We start from the raw sequence: 16,978 nt of genomic DNA on the forward strand, positions 1-16,978 counted from the left end.
TTATCGCCCGGGCCCGCCCGCCCCCTCGCCGCCCTCGGGCGTTTCGGCGGGCGGCGGGGCCGCCTCGGGGGTGTCGCGCCGGGCGATTCGGACGGCGTCCTCCAGCGCCTCGCGCTGTTCGGGCGACATCATCCCGAAGAAGGCGACGAGGGCCGCGGCGGGGTTGTCGCTCTGCGCCCAGGCTTCGTTCATCAGTGCGGCCGAGTAGGCGGCCCGGGTGGAGACCGCCGTATATCGATAGGCGCGGCCTTCGACTTCCCTGCGCACCCAGCCCTTCTGATGGAGATTGTCCAATACCGTCATGACGGTGGTGTAGGCGATGGACCGTTCCTGCTGGAGATCCTCCAGGACTTCCCGGACGGTCACCGGCCGGTTCCATTGCCAGACGCGGGTCATGACGGCGTCTTCGAGCTCTCCCAATTGACGGGGCACAGCGCCACCTTAGTGCGAGACCGGCGAATACACAGCCATTCCCGGACGAAACGCCCCTGAAGACAGCAAAAAGGACGTACGGCCTGACGGCGGTCGTACGTCCTCGGGGCCCCGGGCTGCTACGGGGCGGTGCTGCCGCTCTGCTGGCGGGTGGCCTCGGCGCGGGCGAGGGCGGCGTCCACGGCGGCGTCCTCCTTGGCCTTGTTGGGGCCGCCCTGGCTCTTGACGATCACGACGATGAGGGCGGTGAAGAACACGGCCATCACGACGGGGGGCAGGAGCGCGGATACGTATTCCATGGCGTCCAGAGTAGCTATCCGGCGGCGCGTTCCTCGGGCGGGGGCGGCGGTACGGGGCGCCGGCGCGGCGGGAACACCTCGGAGGGCTTGGGCACCGGGCGCTCGCCGGGCTCCGGCGGTTTCGGCCCGGGTCGTCCCGGGCCGTCCGGCGCGGGCGCCCTCGGGCCCTCCTCGGCGGCGCGGCCGCCGGGCAGGGCGAGCAGCCGGGTGCGCGGCGCGGGCGCGGTCCCGGCCGGGGCCGGGACGGGGGTCCGGGCGGGGGTCCGCGGCCGGGCGGAGCCGGGGGCGGGGAGCGGTGCGCGGGTGCCGGCCTGGGCGACGCGGGCCAGGCGGGCGCGGACGGATCGTTCCGCCAGGACCTGGCAGCGGGCCAGCAGCGCGGCGGCCGCCGGGTTGCCGCGCAGGGCGCGCAGGGCGGCGAGGTCGTCGGCGCCGGGGTCGTAGCCGGCGGCCAGGGCGTCCCGGAGGAGCTCCAGATAGCCGGGCAGGGCGGCGGGCAGGGCCTGGCGGTAGCGCACCAGGTCGGCGAGGAGGAAGGCGCGCTGCCGGGCTGCCTCGCGCACCGCCTCGTCCACGGAATCGGCCAGGCGCAGGCAGTCCTGGACGTCGTCGTCCTGAAGGGGGGCAGGGTTGAGGGCGGTGGCGAGGGCGCGTCGGAGCACACGCAGCTCGTCCGCGCTGAACGCCATGCCGCCGCGGGGTCCGTAGGGCGTGGGCATGGGCCGACGATACGCGCTAATCGGACAAATCTCCCGTTTCTCGATCTTCCCGGCGGGTCGGTACGCCGATCGGGTCGAGAACTCGCCCGCCCGGCCCTACATCCGCGACACGTTCCGCTCGTAGACCATCCGCAGGCCGATCAGCGTCAGCCACGGCTCGTGCGCGTCGATCTCCTGGGAGTCCGCCAGGACCATCGGCGCCAGACCGCCGGTCGCGATGACCGTCACGGCCGACGGGTCCCCGTTCGGGCCGGCCAGCTCCCGCTTCATCCGCGCGACCACGCCGTCCACCTGACCCGCGTAGCCGAAGACGATGCCGGACTGCATCGCCTCGACCGTGTTCTTGCCGATCACGCTGCGCGGGCGGGCCAGCTCGATCTTGCGGAGCATGGCGCCCTTCACCCCGAGCGCCTCGACCGAGATCTCGATGCCCGGGGCGATCGCGCCGCCCGCGTACTCGCCGCGCGCGGTGACCGCGTCGTACGTGGTCGCCGTGCCGAAGTCGACGACGATCGCCGGACCGCCGTACAGCTCGACCGCCGCGACCGCGTTGATGACGCGGTCGGCGCCGACCTCCTTGGGGTTGTCCGTGAGGACCGGGACGCCCGTCTTGACGCCCGGCTCCACCAGGACCGCCGGGACGTCCCCGTAATAGCGCCGCGTCACCTCGCGCAGCTCGTGCAGCACCGAGGGGACCGTGGCGCAGATCGCGATCCCCCCGATGCCGTCGCTCAGCTCGACGCCGAGCAGCGGATGCATGCCCATGAGGCCCTGCAGCAGGACCGCCCACTCGTCGGCGGTGCGCCGCGGGTCGGTGGAGATGCGCCAGTGCTCGACGATCTCCTCCCCGTCGAAGAGACCGAGCACCGTCTGCGTGTTGCCGACGTCGATGGTGAGCAGCATCAGGCCCGCACCTCGCGCAGGTCGAGGCCGATGTCGAGGATCGGGGAGGAGTGCGTGAGGCCGCCCACCGCCAGGTAGTCCACGCCGGTCGCCGCGTACGCCGCCGCGTTCTCCAGGGTGAGCCGGCCGGAGGACTCCAGGACCGCCCGGCCGGCGACCAGGGCGACCGCCTCCTCCGTCTCCGCCGGCGTGAAGTTGTCGAGCAGGATCAGATCGGCGCCCGCGTCCAGGACCTCGCGGACCTGGTGCATGGTGTCGACCTCGACCTCGATCGGCACGTCCGGGAACTGCTCCCGCACGGCCTTGAACGCCTCCGCGACGCCGCCGGCCGCCACCACGTGGTTGTCCTTGACCAGGGCCGCGTCGGACAGCGACATGCGGTGGTTGACGCCGCCGCCGCAGCGCACCGCGTACTTCTCCAGGGCACGCAGGCCCGGCGTCGTCTTGCGGGTGTCGCGGACCTTCGCCTTCGTGCCCTCCAGGGCGTCCGCCCACGCGCGCGTGGCGGTGGCGATGCCGGACAGGCGGCACAGGATGTTCAGCGCGCTGCGCTCGCCGGTGAGCAGGTCGCGGGTGCGGGCGGTGACGCTGAGCAGCGTGTCGCCGGCCTCGACCCGCGCGCCGTCCTCGACGTGCCGCTCGACCTCGAACTCGTCGGTGCAGACGATCGACAGGACCGCCTCGGCGACCCGGAGACCGGCCACCACACCGGCCTCGCGGGCGGTGAAGTCGGCGGTCGCGACGGCGTCCTCGGGGACGGTCGCCACCGTCGTCACGTCCACGCCGCCGTCGAGGTCCTCGGCGATGGCCAGGTGGGCGATGTCCTCCACCTGCACCGGGTCGAGCCCGGCGTCGGCGAGGAGCCCGGCGAGCGCCGGGTCGAGACCGCACTCGTACGCGTCGGCCTCCCCGCAGCCGCAGCCGTCGCCGCAGCCGCCACCGGCCTCGGCCGGGGCGTTGATCTGGATCAGGGGCACGTCCACGGGCTCCGGACGTGCTTCTTCGGGCGTGCTCACGGCTTCGGCTCCCTGGGTGCGTCGGGGGTTACGGGCGGAAAGTCTGCGGTGGCGGTGCGGTGCACCACCAGTCGCCGGTCGGGCGTCAGCCGTACGACCAGATGCCGGCGCCAGGACGCGTCGTCCCGGTCGGGCCGGTCCTCGCGCCAGTGGCAGCCGCGGGTCTCCTCGCGGGCCTGCGCCGAGGCCACCAGGACCCGGGCGACGACCAGCAGATTGGCGGTCTCCCACGCCTCGACGCCGGGCTCGGCGGCCTTGGGGCCGTCCCGCTCCGCGTCGAGCTCCGCGAGGCGCTGCAGCCCCTCCAGGGCGTCGGCCGCGTCGCCGAGGCTCGCGGCGGACCGCAGCACGCCCGCACCGGCCGTCATGATCCGCTGGATCTCCCGGCGCTCCTCGGGCGGCAGCAGGGTCTGTACGGAGCCGGAGGCGGCGGCGGCCGGCGGCAGGCCCTCGCGGTGCGGGCCGTGCGCCGTGATGTCGTCGGCGATCCGCTCGGCGAAGACCAGGCCCTCCAGGAGGGAGTTCGAGGCCAGGCGGTTCGCGCCGTGCACACCCGTGCAGGCGACCTCGCCGCACGCGTACAGGCCGGGCACCGTCGTACGGCCGCGCAGGTCGGTGCGGACACCGCCGGAGGCGTAGTGGGCGGCCGGGGCGACCGGGATCGGCTCGGTGACCGGGTCGATGCCGTGGGCGCGGCAGGCCGCCAGGATGGTCGGGAAGCGCCGCTCCCACATCTCGGCGCCGAAGTGGCGGGCGTCGAGATACATGTGCTCGGTGCCCTGCTCCCGCATCCGGCGCATGATCGCCTTGGCGACGATGTCCCGGGGCGCCAGCTCGGCCAGCTCGTGCTGCCCGAGCATGAAACGGACCCCGTCGGCGTCGACGAGATGGGCGCCCTCGCCCCGTACCGCCTCGGAGACCAGCGGCTGCTGGCCCTCGGAGCCCGCGCCCAGGAACAGCACCGTCGGGTGGAACTGGACGAACTCCAGGTCGGACACCTCGGCGCCGGCCCGGAGCGCGAGCGCCACGCCGTCGCCGGTGGAGACGGCCGGGTTGGTGGTGGCGGAGAAGACCTGGCCCATGCCGCCGGTGGCGAGGACCACGGCGGGGGCGTGGACGGCGCCGACGCCGTCGTGCTGGCCCTCGCCCATGACGTGCAGGGTGACACCGGCCGTGCGGCCCTCGGCGTCCTTGAGGAGGTCGAGGACGAGGGCGTGCTCGATGAAGCGCACGCCCCCGTCGCGTATCGCCTCCACCAGGGCGCGGGAGATCTCGGCGCCGGTCGCGTCGCCGCCGGCGTGCGCGATCCGGCGGCGGTGGTGGCCGCCCTCACGGGTGAGGGCGATCTCGCCGTCGTCGGTCCGGTCGAAGTCGGCCCCGGTGGCGATGAGCCGCCGGACCGCGCCCGGACCCTCGGTGACCAGGGCGCGCACGGCCTGCTCGTCGCAGAGCCCGGCGCCCGCGACGAGCGTGTCGTCGAGGTGCTGCTCGGGGGTGTCGCCCTCGCCCAGCGCGGCGGCGATGCCGCCCTGCGCCCAGCGGGTGGAGCCGTCGTCGAGCCGGGCCTTGGTGACGACGACCGTGCGCAGCCCGGCGGAGGTGCAGCGCAGGGCCGCGGTCAGACCCGCGACGCCGGAGCCGACCACGACGACGTCCGCGTCGATGGACCAGCCCGGGGCGGGGGCGTGCAGCCGTATTCCGGTCACTTCGTGACTCCGAAGGTCAGGGGGAGGTTGTCGATGAGCCGCGTGGTCCCCACCCGCGCGGCGACGGCGAGGATCGCCTCTCCGTCGTGGTCGTCGGCGACCTCGGTGAAGTCGGCCGGATCGACCAGGGCCAGATAGTCCAGAGAGAGCGGCGGATCGGCCTTCGCCGCGTCGTCCAGGACGGCCTGGGCGGCGGCCCGCACGGCCTCGGCGCCCCCGCCCTCGGCGGCCTGCGCCACCGCGTGCGCGTCGGCCGCGGCGCGGGCCTCGCCCAGCCGGGACAGCGCCTCGGCACGGGTCTCGGCCCGCCCCTGCGCGCCGGGCAGGGCGGCGGCCCGGGCGCGCAGCGCCTCCTGGGCGGCGAGCCGGTCACGGGCGGCGAACAGCGCGCGGGAGAGCGCCAGGGCCGTACGGCGCTCCCCGGACGACAGGTAGCGGTTGCGGCTGGACAGGGCGAGGCCGTCGCTCTCGCGCACGGTCGGCACGCCGACGATCTCGACCGGGAAGTTCAGGTCGCGGACCATGCGGCGGATCAGCGCCAGTTGCTGGGCGTCCTTCTGGCCGAAGAACGCCAGGTCCGGGGCCGTCAGGTGGAGGAGCTTGGCGACGACGGTGAGCATGCCGTCGAAGTGGCCGGGCCGGGAGGCGCCTTCGAGGCGCGCGCCCATGGGGCCGGCGGTGATCCGCACCTGCGGCTCCCCGCCCGGGTAGACCTCGTCGACGGAGGGCGCGAAGACGGCGTCCGCGCCGGCCGCCTCGGCGACCTCCAGATCGGCGTCCAGGGTGCGGGGATAGCGGTCGAGGTCCTCGCCCGCGCCGAACTGGAGCGGGTTGACGAAGACGGTGACGACGACGGTGCCGTCCGGGCCGACCCGCTCGCGGGCGGTGCGGACCAGGGTGGCGTGGCCGTCGTGCAGGGCGCCCATCGTCATGACGACGGCGCGGCGGCCCGCGCTCCCCAGAGCGTGGAGCTCGGCGGCCGTACGGACCGGCGTGAGAGTCATCGGCGGGTGTCCCCCTCGGCGAGCACGCCCAGCAGGTCCTGAGCCAGCTCGGGCTTGAGCAGTCCGTGCGCGAGCGCGCGGTCGGCGGTGGCGCGCGCCATCGCCAGATAACCGGCGACGGTGCCCGGCGCGTGCTTGTGGAGCTCGGCGACATGGGCGGCGACGGTCCCGGCGTCGCCGCGGGCGACGGGCCCGGTCAGGGCGGCGTCACCGGACCGCAGCGCGTTGTCCAGGGCGGCGCCGAGCAGCGGGCCGAGCATCCGGTCGGGGGCGGCGACCCCGGCGGAGCGGAGCAGCTCCATGGCCTGGGCGACCAGGGTCACCAGGTGGTTCGCCCCGAGGGCGAGGGCCGCGTGGTAGAGCGGCCGGCTCTCCTCGGCGATCCACTCCGGCTCGCCGCCCATCTCGATGACGAGGGCCTCGGCGGCCAGCCGCAGCTCCTCGGGGGCGGTGACGCCGAAGGAGCAGCCGGCGAGCCGCTGGACGTCCACGGAGGTGCCGGTGAAGGTCATCGCGGGATGCAGGGCCAGCGGCAGGGCGCCGGCCCGGCGGGCCGGGTCGAGGACCCGCACGCCGTACCGCCCGGAGGTGTGCACCAGGAGCTGTCCTGGGCGCACCGCGCCGGTGTCGGCGAGGCCCTCGACGAGACCGGGCAGGGCGTCGTCGGGGACGGTGAGCAGGACCAGGTCCGCGAGGGCGAGCACCTGCGCGGGCTCGACGACGGGGACGTCGGGCAGCAGGTCGGCGGCACGGCGCCGGGAGGCGTCGGAGACCGCCGAGACGGCCACCGGGCGGTGTCCGGCGAGCTGGAGGGAGGCGGCGAGGGCGGGGCCCACGCGGCCCGCGCCGACGACCCCGACGGTGAGCCTGGCGGGACGGTCCTCGGCCCGGTCGGGCTGCTGCCGGGGCTCTGCTGGTGCGTTCACGATGTGGGTCGGCCTTCCGTTCCAGTCCTCGGCGGGTACCGGACGATTTCTGGTCATGCTACGCCAGCGTTTCGCGCTCTCCCCCGACTGTCCACAGGGTGTGGGCGGCAGTGTGACGATCATTCCGGGCCTGTGGACGACTCGGTGAGGCGTCTCGCCCCATGGACGATGATCGGGCCATGGAATCCGATCAGCACAGCAGCGAGGAATCGGCCCGCGAGTACCGCGCCCGGGTATGGGGCGGCGCCGCGCGCCGACTGTGGGAGACCTCGATGGACGGCACCACCGGCGGGCGCCTGCGTGAGCTGGCCGACTGGGCGGCGACGACGCCGTACGGGGCCGGGCCGGTCGACACGTACGGCGACGCGGTCGTCGAGGAGCTGGAGCGGCGGGTCGCCGAGGAGCTGGGCCTTCCCGCCGCCGCCTTCTTCCCCACCGGGACGATGGCCCAGCAGGTCGCGCTGCGCTGCTGGGCCGGCCGGACGGGGAACGCGGTGGTCGCCCTGCACCCGCTCGCCCACCCCGAGCTGCACGAGAACGGGGCCTTCGAGACGGTCGCCGGTCTGCGCACGGTCCATCTGACGGACGAGCCGCGCCTGCCGACCGCCGAGGAGGTGCGGGACCACCCGGAGCCCTTCGGGGCGCTGATGGTGGAGCTGCCGCTGCGGGACGCGGGCTTCGTGCTGCCGAGCTGGGAGGAGCTCGTGGAGGTGGTGGAGGCGGCCCGCGAGCGGGACGCGGTGGTCCACTTCGACGGGGCGCGGCTGTGGGACTGCCCGACGCATCTGGGTCGCGGGCTGCCGGAGATCGCGGGTCTCGCGGACAGCGTCTACGTGTCGTTCTACAAGTCGCTGGGCGGCCTGTCGGGCGCGGCCCTCGCCGGCCCGGCCGAGCTGGTGGAGGAGGCCCGCCTGTGGCGCCACCGCTACGGCGGCCAGGTCTTCCAGCAGTACCCGGCGGCCCTGTCCGCCCTGCGCGGCCTGGAGACGGAGCTGCCCCGGCTGCCCTCGTACGTGGCGCACGCGCGCGTGGTCGCCGCCGCGATGGGGGAGGCCCTGGCCGAGGCGGGCGTGCCCTGGTTCCGGGTCCACCCGGAGATACCGCACACCCACCAGTTCCGCGTCTGGCTGCCGTACGACCCGGACTCCCTCACGTCCGCCGCGCTGTCCCTCACCGAGGACACCGGCACCGCCCTCTTCCGCCGCTGGTCCCCCGCCCCGGCGGGCGGCCCGCCGGGCCTGGCGGTGACCGAGGTGACGGTCAACGCACCGGGCCTGACCTGGTCCGCCCAGGACGTGAAGGAGGCGGTACGGAGCTTCTTGAGCCGGCGATAGCGGCCGACGGAAGCGGGGGCCGTGCAGGGGGCCGCGTTCGGGACGTAAAGCGTGATTTGTGGCGCGGAACGAGGGGCCGCGCCTGGCAGGTCGGGGTTTCCGCGCCGTAAATCATGCAGTCCCGAACGCGGCCCCCGGAACGGCCCCCGCGCACCCACCCCCTACCCCCACTTGGACCCCGGTCGCAACCGACGCAGCCGGCGCCGCAGGTGCCCGCGGATCACCCGCAGCGCCGCCAGCTCGTGGGTGCCGGGCGCCGGCGGGCGCGGTTCGCCGAGCCGGGCGGCCCGGTAGCTGTCCAGAAGGTGCTGCTGCAGTGCGTCCATGTCCCCACCGTGCGCCCACCCCGCCCCACCCGGCCCGCCGATTGACGGCCCTCGTCAAACGGCACGACACCGCCCCCACCGGCCCCCGCACCATAGGAGGGTGAGCGTGACCATCGACATCACCGGACTGCCGCACGAGCGGATCGCCTTCTCCCCCTCGCCGCTGGCCGAGCTGGGCAACGCCCTGCACGCCCTGGCCGAGCCGGCCCACCACCCGCGCGTGCACGGGTGGACGACGGCGACGGCGGCCGGGCTGAAGCCGGAGCTCGCCGAGCGGCTCCATGAGGCGGACTTCATGTGGCGGTCCACCCGCTCCGACTTCCTGCTGCCCGCCCGTCCCCGCGAGACCCTCGCCGAGGAGCTGGACGACCTGGACCGCATGGACGACGAGACGTTCGTCGGCGCGGCCCTGGAGATCTCGTGCAGCAGCCGCTATTCGGACGGCATCCCGTCTCCGCTGGTCGACGAGCGGTCCCGCCGCCGCGCCCTGGATCTGGCGGCGGCGCGCGGCCCGCGCCAGGCCGCCTTCGTGGAGCGGATGCTGGCCGAGCCCGCCGCGACCCGCGCGTGGATCCGCCGGCTCCTGGAGGACTGCGACGACGCGTTCTTCGCCGACACCTGGCGGCGGGTCCGGGTCCAGCTCGCGACGGACGCCCGCCACAAGACGGAGCTGCTGCGCCGCAAGGGCCTGGCCGAGGCCCTGACGGCGGCCTCCCCGGCGCTGTCCCTGGAGGCGGACGGGCGCGGCTCCCGGATCGTGGTCGACAAGCTGGGGCACGGCCGCACGGAGGCCCACGGCTCCGCCGTGACGCTGATCCCGACCGTGTTCGGCTGGCCGCATCTGTTCGCGCTGTGCGCGCCCGGCTGGCAGCCGGTGATCCAGTATCCGGCCGCGGCCCACGAGGTCGGCGGGGCGGAGTCGGTCGAGGCGGTCAAGCTGCGTCTGGAGGCCATCGCCCACCCGATGCGGATGCGTCTGTGCCGGAGCCTGGCGCGCGGCCCGTACGCGACGAGCGAGCTGGCCGACGCGTACGGCATCACCGCCCCGGAGGTGTCCCGTCACCTCTCCGTCCTGAAGAAGGCGGGCCTGCTCACGACCCAGCGCCGGGGCCGCTATGTGCTGCACGAGCTGGACTTCTCGGTCGTGGCCCGGCTGGGCAGCGACTTCCTGGAGTCGGTCCTGCGCTAGGGAGGCGCCCGGCCCGCCCCGGGCGTTCAAGGGAGGCGCCCGGCCCGCCCCGGCGAGTTCAGTCGAAGCGGATGTGCGACAGCCCGACCCGGATCCGCCGCAGCCGGTGCCGCAGCGGACCGTCCGTGTTCGGCGCGAGCCGCAGCCCGGCGAGCTCCGCGATCCGGTCGGCGACCTGCGGCACGGTCAGCGCGTCCGTGCGGATGTGGTGGGCGAAGGCGGGGGCGGCGAGCCGTTCCAGGCAGCCGTCGAGTTTCCGTACGGCGAAGCTCTCCCGTTTGAGGCCGCGTCCGAGGCCCCGCTCGCTCAGCCGCCGCAGCACGGTCTCCCGCTCCGCGAGCAGGGCGACGTGCCGCACGCGTTCCTCCCCGTGCGTCTCCCGCAGCCGGCCGACCGTCTCGGCGAAGTACGCGGGCTCGACGACGGTCATCGGCGCGATAACCACTCCGTCGTGCCGCCGCAGCGCCAGGTCGAGCACCTCGTACACGCCTTGGCGCCACGCCGCCAGGTCCTGGAAGTCGCCCCGCAGTCCCGGCGGCAGGGTGCGGTGCAGGCCGAAGCCCACGTGTTCGGGGTCGCAGACGACGCTGCCGGGCAGGCGGCGGCGCAGTTCGTACGCGGTCTGGGTCTTGCCGCCGCCGAAGGGCCCGTTGAGCCAGAGCAGCACGGCCGGTCAGACCGCTCCGCCGCCGGCCCGGACCAGGCCGGTCTCGTACGCGAGGACGACGACCTGCACGCGGTCGCGCAGGCCCAGTTTGGTGAGGATGCGGCCCACGTGGGTCTTCACGGTGGCTTCGGACAGCACCAGCCGGGCGGCGATCTCGCCGTTCGACAGGCCCTGGGCCACCAGCATCATGACCTCGCGTTCCCGGTCGGTGAGCCGGTCGAGCTCCTTCTGGCGCGGCTCGGGGCCGGCCGAGGGCAGCATCGGGGAGAAGCGGTCGAGGAGGCGGCGGGTGGTGGACGGCGCGACGACCGCGTCGCCGCTGTGGACGGAGCGGATCGCCCCGAGGAGTTCGCCGGGCGGCACGTCCTTGAGCATGAAGCCGCTCGCGCCCGCCTTGAGGCCGGAGAAGGCGTATTCGTCGAGGTCGAAGGTGGTGAGGATGAGCACTTTCGGGGCGTCGGGCTGCGAGCAGATCCGCCGGGTCGTCTCCACCCCGTCCAGCTTGGGCATGCGCACGTCCATCAGGACCACGTCGACCGCGGTCCCGCGCAGCACCTCCAGGGCCTCCACGCCGTCGCCCGCCTCCGCCACGACCTCCATGTCCGGCTGGGCGGCGAGCACCATGCGGAAGCCGGTGCGCAGCAGCACCTGGTCGTCGACGAGCATCACGCGGATGGACATGCGGGTTCCTTCAGGGTCAGTGAGCGGGTTTGAGGGGGAGCAGGGCACTGATGCGGAAGCCGCCGCCGGGGCGCGGTCCGGCGTCCAGGGTGCCGCCGACCATGCCGACGCGCTCGCGCATGCCGATCAGTCCGTGGCCGCGGCCGTCGGCGCCGCCGTCCTCGTACATCTCCTGTGGCGCGCCGCGCCCGTCGTCCTCGACGAGCAGCCCGAGGCCGTCGTCGAAGTAGACGAGGCGGACGCTGGCGCCGGCTTCGGGGCCGCCGTGCTTGCGCGTGTTGGTGAGGGCCTCCTGGACGATCCGGTAGGCGGTGAGCTCGACGCCGCTGGGCAGCGGGCGCGGGGTGCCCTCGATCTTGAAGTCGACGGCGAGGCCGGCGCCGCGGACCTGCTCGACGAGGTCCCCGATCTGCTGGACGTCGGGCTGCGGCACGTATTCGCCGGCCTCCTGGTGCTCGCCGGTGCGGAGGATGCCGAGCAGCCGGCGCATCTCGGCGAGGGCCTGGCGGCCGGTGCCGGAGATGGTCTCCAGGGCCTGCTTGGCGGTCTCGGGCGAGGAGTCCATGACGTACGCGGCGCCGTCGGCCTGCACCACCATCACGGAGACGTTGTGGGCGACGACGTCGTGCAGCTCGCGGGCGATCCGGGCGCGTTCGGCGGCGACGGCGACCTTGGCCTGCGCCTCGCGTTCCTTCTCCAGGCGGGAGGCGCGCTCCTCCAACTGGGCGAAGTAGGCGCGGCGGGTGCGCAGGGAGTCGCCGAGGACCCAGGCGAGCGCGAACGGCACGGTCATGATGACGGTGAAGAAGATCTTGGCGCCGAGCGAGTCGCTGCCGTCCTGCACCGGCCAGCGCAACTGGGAGAGGGTGCTGGCGCTCAGCCCGCCGGCGAGGGCGAGCCGGGAGGCCCAGCGGGCGCCGTCGTGCGCGGCGACCGTGTAGATGATCACGAGCATGGCGAAGTCCGCCATGAAGGGGACGATCCCGAGGGCGAGCTGGACGAGGCCGAGGCCGACGGCGAGCAGCAGCATCTTCTCGGGCATGCGTCGGCGCAGGGCGACGACCAGGGAGAACAGCGCGGCGACCAGGCCGTACGCGGCGGGCGCCCCGCTGTTCGGCACCGGCTCCGAGGCCACCCACAGCAGGGAGAACCCGAAGAGGACGACGGCCCAGAAGGTGTCGACGCCCGTCGGGTGTCTGCGGAGGAAGTCGTAGAGGCGCTGCACGTGCCCAGCGTAGGGAACGGGGATAGGTGCATGGGTCAACCGTGGGGTCGATCCTTCCCGTGAGGCCCCTACTCCCCAAGGTGGAGACTGGGGCCTGTGACGGATGAGACGTGTCAATGGCAGGGGTGGCGGGACGCCATGGAGCGGGCGCTGTACGGCCCCGGGGGCTTCTTCCTGCGGCCCGAGGGGCCGGCCGGCCACTTCCGTACGTCGGTGCACGCCTCGCCCCTGTTCGCGGGCGCGGTGGCGCGGCTGCTGGTGCGGTCGGCCGAGGAGCTGGGGGCGGACGAGGTCGCGTTCGTGGACGTGGGCGCGGGGCGGGGCGAGCTGCTGACGGGGGTGCTCGCGGCGGTGCCGCCGGGGCTGCGGGTCCGCCCGTACGGGGTGGAGCGCGCGGCCCGCCCGGAGGGCCTGGATCCGCGGATCACGTGGACCGGGCGGCTGCCGGACGGGGAGCGGGGGCTGCTGTTCGCGAACGAGTGGCTGGACAACGTGCCGGTGGAGGTGGCGCAGGTCGACGAGGCGGGGGCGGTGCGGTACGTGGAGGTGGACGGGGCCGGCCGGGAGCGACTGGGCGGGGTGGTGGCGGGGCCGGACGCGGAGTGGCTGGAGCGGTGGTGGCCGCTGCGGGAGCCCGGCGCCCGCGCGGAGATCGGCCGCCCGCGCGACGCGGCCTGGGCGGCGGCGGTGGCCTCGCTCGCGGCGGGCACGGCGGTGGCCGTCGACTACGCCCACCTCTCCGCCGCCCGCCCCCTCTTCGGCACCCTCACCGGTTTCCGCGCCGGCCGCGAGGTCCCCCCGGTCCCGGACGGCACCTGCGACCTGACGGCCCACGTGGCCCTGGACGCGTGCGGGGCGGCGGGAGCGGCCGTCGCGGGCCCGGGCCGGCCCGGAGCCGGGCCCTCCGCGCCCGAACCGGTCACCCAGCGCGAGGCGCTGCGGGCCCTCGGTGTGTCCGGGGAGCGGCCGTCCCTGGCGCTGGCCTCGACCGACCCCGTCGGCTACGTCCGGGCGCTGGCCTCCGCGGGCGAGGCGGCGGAGCTCACCGCGCCGGGCGGCCTCGGCGACTTCCTCTGGTTGGTCCAGCGCGTGGGATGACCGAGCGCCCCCCGCCCCGCCGGAGGGCCGCCCGCGCCGTCGGAGGCGTAACGCGCGCGAGGGATACTGTCCCGCATGACGGAGACGACGGTCGGCATCGGTGGCGCGGCGGAGAGCACCGACATGGTGCTCAACATCGGGCCCCAGCATCCCTCCACGCACGGTGTGCTCCGGTTGCGGCTCGTGCTCGACGGCGAGGTGGTGCGCGAGGCCGAGCCGGTGGTCGGCTATATGCACCGGGGCGCCGAGAAGCTGTTCGAGGCGCGGGACTACCGGCAGATCATCATGCTGGCCAACCGGCACGACTGGCTCTCCGCGTTCTCCAACGAGCTCGGGGTCGTCATGGCCGTCGAGCGGATGCTGGGCATGGAGGTCCCGGAGCGGGCCGTGTGGACGCGGACGCTGCTCGCCGAGCTGAACCGGGTGCTCAACCACCTGATGTTCCTCGGCTCGTATCCGCTCGAGCTCGGCGGCATCACGCCCGTCTTCCACGCCTTCCGCGAGCGCGAGGAGCTCCAGACCGTCATGGAGGAGGTCTCCGGCGGGCGGATGCACTACATGTTCAACCGGGTCGGCGGCCTCAAGGAGGACCTGCCGGCCGGCTGGCTGGGCCGGGCCCGGCAGGCCGTCGCGGACGTGCGGTCGCGGATGGACGTGTACGACCGGCTGGTGCTCGGCAACGAGATCTTCCGGGGGCGGACCCGCGGGGTCGGCGTCCTGTCGCAGGAGACGGCGCACGCGTACGGGGTGTCGGGGCCCATCGCCCGCGCCTCGGGCGTCGACTTCGACCTGCGCCGGGACGAGCCGTATCTCGCGTACGGGGAGCTCGGGGACACCCTGCGCGTGGTGACCCGGACCGAGGGCGACTGCCTGGCCCGCTTCGAGTGCCTCCTGGACCAGACCCACAACTCCCTGGAGCTCGCCGACGCCTGTCTGGACCGGATCGAGGAGCTGCCGCAGGGGCCCATCAACCAGCGGCTGCCGAAGGTCCTCAAGGCACCGGAGGGGCACACCTACGCCTGGACCGAGAACCCGCTCGGCATCAACGGCTACTACCTGGTGTCCAAGGGCGAGAAGACCCCGTACCGGCTGAAGCTGCGCTCGGCCTCGTACAACAACATCCAGGCGCTGACCGAGCTGCTGCCCGGGACGCTGGTCGCCGACATGGTGGCGATCCTCGGTTCGCTCTTCTTCGTCGTCGGCGACATCGACAAGTAGCCCCGCGCCCGCCCGCGCTGCCGCGCCCCGCGCCGCGACGCCGGACGGCTCCGGGGGCGGTCAGGAGTTGACGGCGCCGCGCAGCTCCACCACGTCGAGCTGCTCCGTCTCGTCGTGCGCGGTCAGGTCGATGACCTGGCCGATCGCCCGCTGCTCGGGGGCGGCCGGCCTCGCGGCATCGGCGAGGACCTCCTCGCCCACGACGTCGGCGAGGTCCGCGTTCTGCACGGCCTCGATCGCGGCGGCCGCCTTCTTCGCGCCCAGCGCGGCCTGCGGGCCGGACGCGCTCTGCGTACCGAAGTAGTCGAATCCGCCCGTGGGCCGCTGGACGGGCCGGCGGGCGGCGTACGGGGCGATCGCGGCCGCGGCGGGCACGGTGCGCAGAGCGGCGGCCCCGGACGTCTTCCCGTGCTGCTCGTTCCGCGCGTCCGCCCCGGGCCGCCCGTCCTCCCCGTGCTGCTCCGGCGGCCCGTCCTGCTGCCGGGCGGCCGCCGGCTCGGGCTCCTTGTCCGCGTCGGCCGCGCTCTCGGCCTCCGTCGCCGGTTCCGCCTTCTGTTCCGCCTTCGCCGTCAGGTTGCGCAGGGCCTCCGCGGCCCTGCGGTACGCCTCCGGGGTCGGGGTGGAGCCGGCCGCGGGCAGGGACTTCGGGCCGGCGGACGCGCTCGTCTCCAGGGCGAGCACGCGGCGGCCCTCCAGCGCGCTGGCCCGCTCGGTCTCCGCGGTGGCGTAGCGGCGCAGCAGGTCGGCGTGCTCGCTGCGGAGGCCGGCCAGCTCGACGCGCTTGGCGCGCAGCTTGGCGTCGAGGCGGGCCCGCAGCTCGCGGGACTCCTCGAGGTCGGACTCCAGTTCGGCGATCCGCTCCTCGGTCTTCCACTGGTCGGCGGTGCGGGCCCGGTTCAGCTCGGCGACCTGACGGCCGGCGCTGCGGTCCCAACTGCGCATGAGGACGGCGCCGGTGACGGCCGCGGCCGCCGCGGCGGCGACGAGGAGCCGTAGCACCACGGGATCACCGAGCAGCCAGGCGCCCGCGGCACAGACGACCGAAGCCCCGGCGACCGCGGAGGGCGGCAGGAGCTTGTGCAGAGGTGGGGAATGGCGGTGGCGTCCACGTGGCATGGCCTGAAATTTACCGTGCGTAGGCGCCGTATGGGGGGTCGGCCCGGCAATCTCTTGGCGAGTTCTCGACGTCGCCGAGCCGGGCCGTCGCCATTCCCGGGCGGGCCCGGCCGACTCCCCTTACCCGGCGCCTACTTCTTGAGCAGCCCCTTCGACTCCAGATAGGCCCTCGCCACGTCCTGCGGCTTCGCCCGCTCGGCATCGACCTTGCGGTTGAGTTCGGCGAGATCCTCCGTCGTCAGCACCTTCGTGATCTTGTCGAGGGCGGCGGCTATCTCCGGGGAACCGGCGTCCTTCGCATTGACGACGGGCAGCACGTTGTCCGCGTTCTGCAGCTTCTTGTCGTCGTCGAGGAAGACGAGTCCGAAGGACTCGAGGGTGGCGTCCGTGGTCGTGGTGAGGACGAGCTGGTCGACCCCGTCCTTCACGGCCTGCTTGGCCTGCGGGGTGCCGACTCCCTTGGGGTCGACGCCGATGACGTCGATCCCGTAGGTCTTCTTCAGGCCCGGCGCGCAGAAGGGCCGGATCTCGCATTCGTCGCCGGCCGCGATCTTCACCTTCAGCTTGGCGCGGCCGAGATCGGAAAGCGTCCTCAGCTTGTTCTTCTCCGCGAATTCCCTGCTCACGGCGAAGGCGTTCTGGTCGACGGCCTCACCGACGGCGAGCACCTTCAGTCCGCGCGGCTCGGCGAGCTTCTTCAGCGCCTCGGTGGTGGCGACCGGGTCCGCGGAGGCGACCGGCTTCTCCTCGGGCGCCTTGGGCCCGTTCACCTTCGCGTTGAGGAATTCCGCGAGCGTCGCCGCGTATTCCGGTACGACGTCGATCTCGCCCTTCTCCAGGGACGGTTCATAGAGCTCGCGATTCTTCACCGTGGTGACGCTCGCGGAGTATCCGGCGTCGTCGAGGATCTGGGCGTAGAGCTCGGCCAGGACCTTCGACTCGGTGAACGCGGCGGCTCCGACGACGATCGCGCCCTTGCCGCCGCCCGCGCCCCCGTCGGGGGCCGCGCCGGGCTTCGTCTTCTCCAGGCTGTCGCCGCCTGCGCACGCGGCCAGCGAGACGGCGAGTGCCGCCGCGCCCAGTGCCGTACCCGTGATGCGCGAGGTCCTGCCCACTAGA

The 16,978-nt window shown here is 74.2% G+C and carries 18 protein-coding genes; 4 read left to right on the plus strand and 14 right to left on the minus strand.

Features of this window, described 5'->3' with window-relative positions; genetic code table 11:
* From ABZ135_RS26105 to ABZ135_RS26140, 8 genes are all read right to left on the minus strand, one after another.
* Positions 1–432, minus strand: coding sequence for a BlaI/MecI/CopY family transcriptional regulator (locus ABZ135_RS26105; RefSeq protein WP_356698687.1), 432 nt, complete (start codon positions 430–432; stop codon positions 1–3).
* A gap of 119 nt (positions 433–551) precedes the next feature.
* A complete protein-coding gene (locus tag ABZ135_RS26110; protein WP_356698688.1) occupies positions 552–731 on the minus strand; it encodes a hypothetical protein in 180 nt (59 codons plus the stop codon).
* Between the two features lie 14 nt (positions 732–745).
* Complete coding sequence (locus ABZ135_RS26115; protein ID WP_356698786.1) at positions 746–1,420, minus strand: hypothetical protein; 675 nt, start codon at positions 1,418–1,420, stop codon at positions 746–748.
* 126 nt (positions 1,421–1,546) lie between these two features.
* On the minus strand, positions 1,547–2,353 hold the full coding sequence (locus ABZ135_RS26120; protein ID WP_356698689.1) for a type III pantothenate kinase: 807 nt from the start codon (positions 2,351–2,353) through the stop codon (positions 1,547–1,549).
* A complete protein-coding gene (gene nadC, locus ABZ135_RS26125; protein ID WP_356698690.1) occupies positions 2,353–3,369 on the minus strand; it encodes a carboxylating nicotinate-nucleotide diphosphorylase in 1,017 nt (338 codons plus the stop codon). The genes ABZ135_RS26120 and nadC overlap by 1 nt, the downstream gene beginning before the upstream one ends.
* Positions 3,366–5,075 carry an L-aspartate oxidase gene (locus tag ABZ135_RS26130; RefSeq protein ID WP_356698692.1) on the minus strand — a complete coding sequence of 570 codons (1,710 nt, stop codon included), beginning with the start codon at positions 5,073–5,075 and terminating at the stop codon, positions 3,366–3,368. The genes nadC and ABZ135_RS26130 overlap by 4 nt, the downstream gene beginning before the upstream one ends.
* A complete protein-coding gene (gene panC, locus ABZ135_RS26135; RefSeq protein WP_356698693.1) occupies positions 5,072–6,079 on the minus strand; it encodes a pantoate--beta-alanine ligase in 1,008 nt (335 codons plus the stop codon). The genes ABZ135_RS26130 and panC overlap by 4 nt, the downstream gene beginning before the upstream one ends.
* Positions 6,076–7,062 carry a DUF2520 domain-containing protein gene (locus ABZ135_RS26140; RefSeq protein WP_356698695.1) on the minus strand — a complete coding sequence of 329 codons (987 nt, stop codon included), beginning with the start codon at positions 7,060–7,062 and terminating at the stop codon, positions 6,076–6,078. Before ABZ135_RS26140 ends, panC begins: the two co-directional genes overlap by 4 nt.
* A 122-nt stretch (positions 7,063–7,184) precedes the next feature.
* On the opposite strand from ABZ135_RS26140, the gene ABZ135_RS26145 reads away from it, so the two are divergent.
* Positions 7,185–8,339 (plus strand): beta-eliminating lyase-related protein, encoded by a 1,155-nt coding sequence (locus ABZ135_RS26145; protein WP_356698696.1) that lies wholly within the window; start codon positions 7,185–7,187, stop codon positions 8,337–8,339.
* A 161-nt stretch (positions 8,340–8,500) separates the two neighbouring features.
* On the opposite strand, the gene ABZ135_RS26150 is transcribed toward ABZ135_RS26145, so the two are convergent.
* The gene (locus ABZ135_RS26150) at positions 8,501–8,665 is read right to left on the minus strand and encodes a hypothetical protein (protein ID WP_356698698.1); all 165 of its coding nucleotides are present in this window, start codon (positions 8,663–8,665) and stop codon (positions 8,501–8,503) included.
* Positions 8,666–8,765: 100 nt separating this feature from the next.
* On the opposite strand from ABZ135_RS26150, the gene ABZ135_RS26155 reads away from it, so the two are divergent.
* Positions 8,766–9,854, plus strand: a complete 1,089-nt coding sequence (locus ABZ135_RS26155; protein WP_356698700.1) for a DUF5937 family protein — start codon at positions 8,766–8,768, stop codon at positions 9,852–9,854.
* 58 nt (positions 9,855–9,912) lie between these two features.
* Here ABZ135_RS26155 and ABZ135_RS26160 read toward each other — a convergent pair whose 3' ends face one another.
* The 3 genes from ABZ135_RS26160 to ABZ135_RS26170 are packed head-to-tail and all read right to left on the minus strand — an operon-like array spanning position 9,913 to position 12,427.
* A complete protein-coding gene (locus ABZ135_RS26160; RefSeq protein ID WP_356698702.1) occupies positions 9,913–10,521 on the minus strand; it encodes an AAA family ATPase in 609 nt (202 codons plus the stop codon).
* Positions 10,522–10,527: 6 nt separating this feature from the next.
* A complete protein-coding gene (locus ABZ135_RS26165; RefSeq protein WP_356698703.1) occupies positions 10,528–11,202 on the minus strand; it encodes a response regulator transcription factor in 675 nt (224 codons plus the stop codon).
* Between the two features lie 16 nt (positions 11,203–11,218).
* The gene (locus ABZ135_RS26170) at positions 11,219–12,427 is read right to left on the minus strand and encodes a sensor histidine kinase (RefSeq protein WP_356698705.1); all 1,209 of its coding nucleotides are present in this window, start codon (positions 12,425–12,427) and stop codon (positions 11,219–11,221) included.
* A 138-nt stretch (positions 12,428–12,565) separates the two neighbouring features.
* Between ABZ135_RS26170 and ABZ135_RS26175 the strand changes: the two genes are divergently transcribed.
* The gene (locus tag ABZ135_RS26175; protein WP_356698707.1) at positions 12,566–13,525 is read left to right on the plus strand and encodes an SAM-dependent methyltransferase; all 960 of its coding nucleotides are present in this window, start codon (positions 12,566–12,568) and stop codon (positions 13,523–13,525) included.
* A gap of 75 nt (positions 13,526–13,600) precedes the next feature.
* Complete coding sequence (locus ABZ135_RS26180) at positions 13,601–14,743, plus strand: NADH-quinone oxidoreductase subunit D (RefSeq protein WP_356698709.1); 1,143 nt, start codon at positions 13,601–13,603, stop codon at positions 14,741–14,743.
* Between the two features lie 60 nt (positions 14,744–14,803).
* Here ABZ135_RS26180 and ABZ135_RS26185 read toward each other — a convergent pair whose 3' ends face one another.
* Both ABZ135_RS26185 and ABZ135_RS26190 read right to left on the minus strand, forming a co-directional pair.
* Entirely contained in the window at positions 14,804–15,859 is a 1,056-nt protein-coding gene (locus ABZ135_RS26185) for a hypothetical protein (protein WP_356698711.1), read from the minus strand.
* 131 nt (positions 15,860–15,990) lie between these two features.
* Positions 15,991–16,974 (minus strand): ABC transporter substrate-binding protein, encoded by a 984-nt coding sequence (locus ABZ135_RS26190; protein ID WP_356698713.1) that lies wholly within the window; start codon positions 16,972–16,974, stop codon positions 15,991–15,993.
* Positions 16,975–16,978 lie beyond the last annotated feature (4 nt).

This window comes from Streptomyces sp. NPDC006339, from assembly GCF_040612775.1.
Taxonomy (GTDB): domain Bacteria; phylum Actinomycetota; class Actinomycetes; order Streptomycetales; family Streptomycetaceae; genus Streptomyces.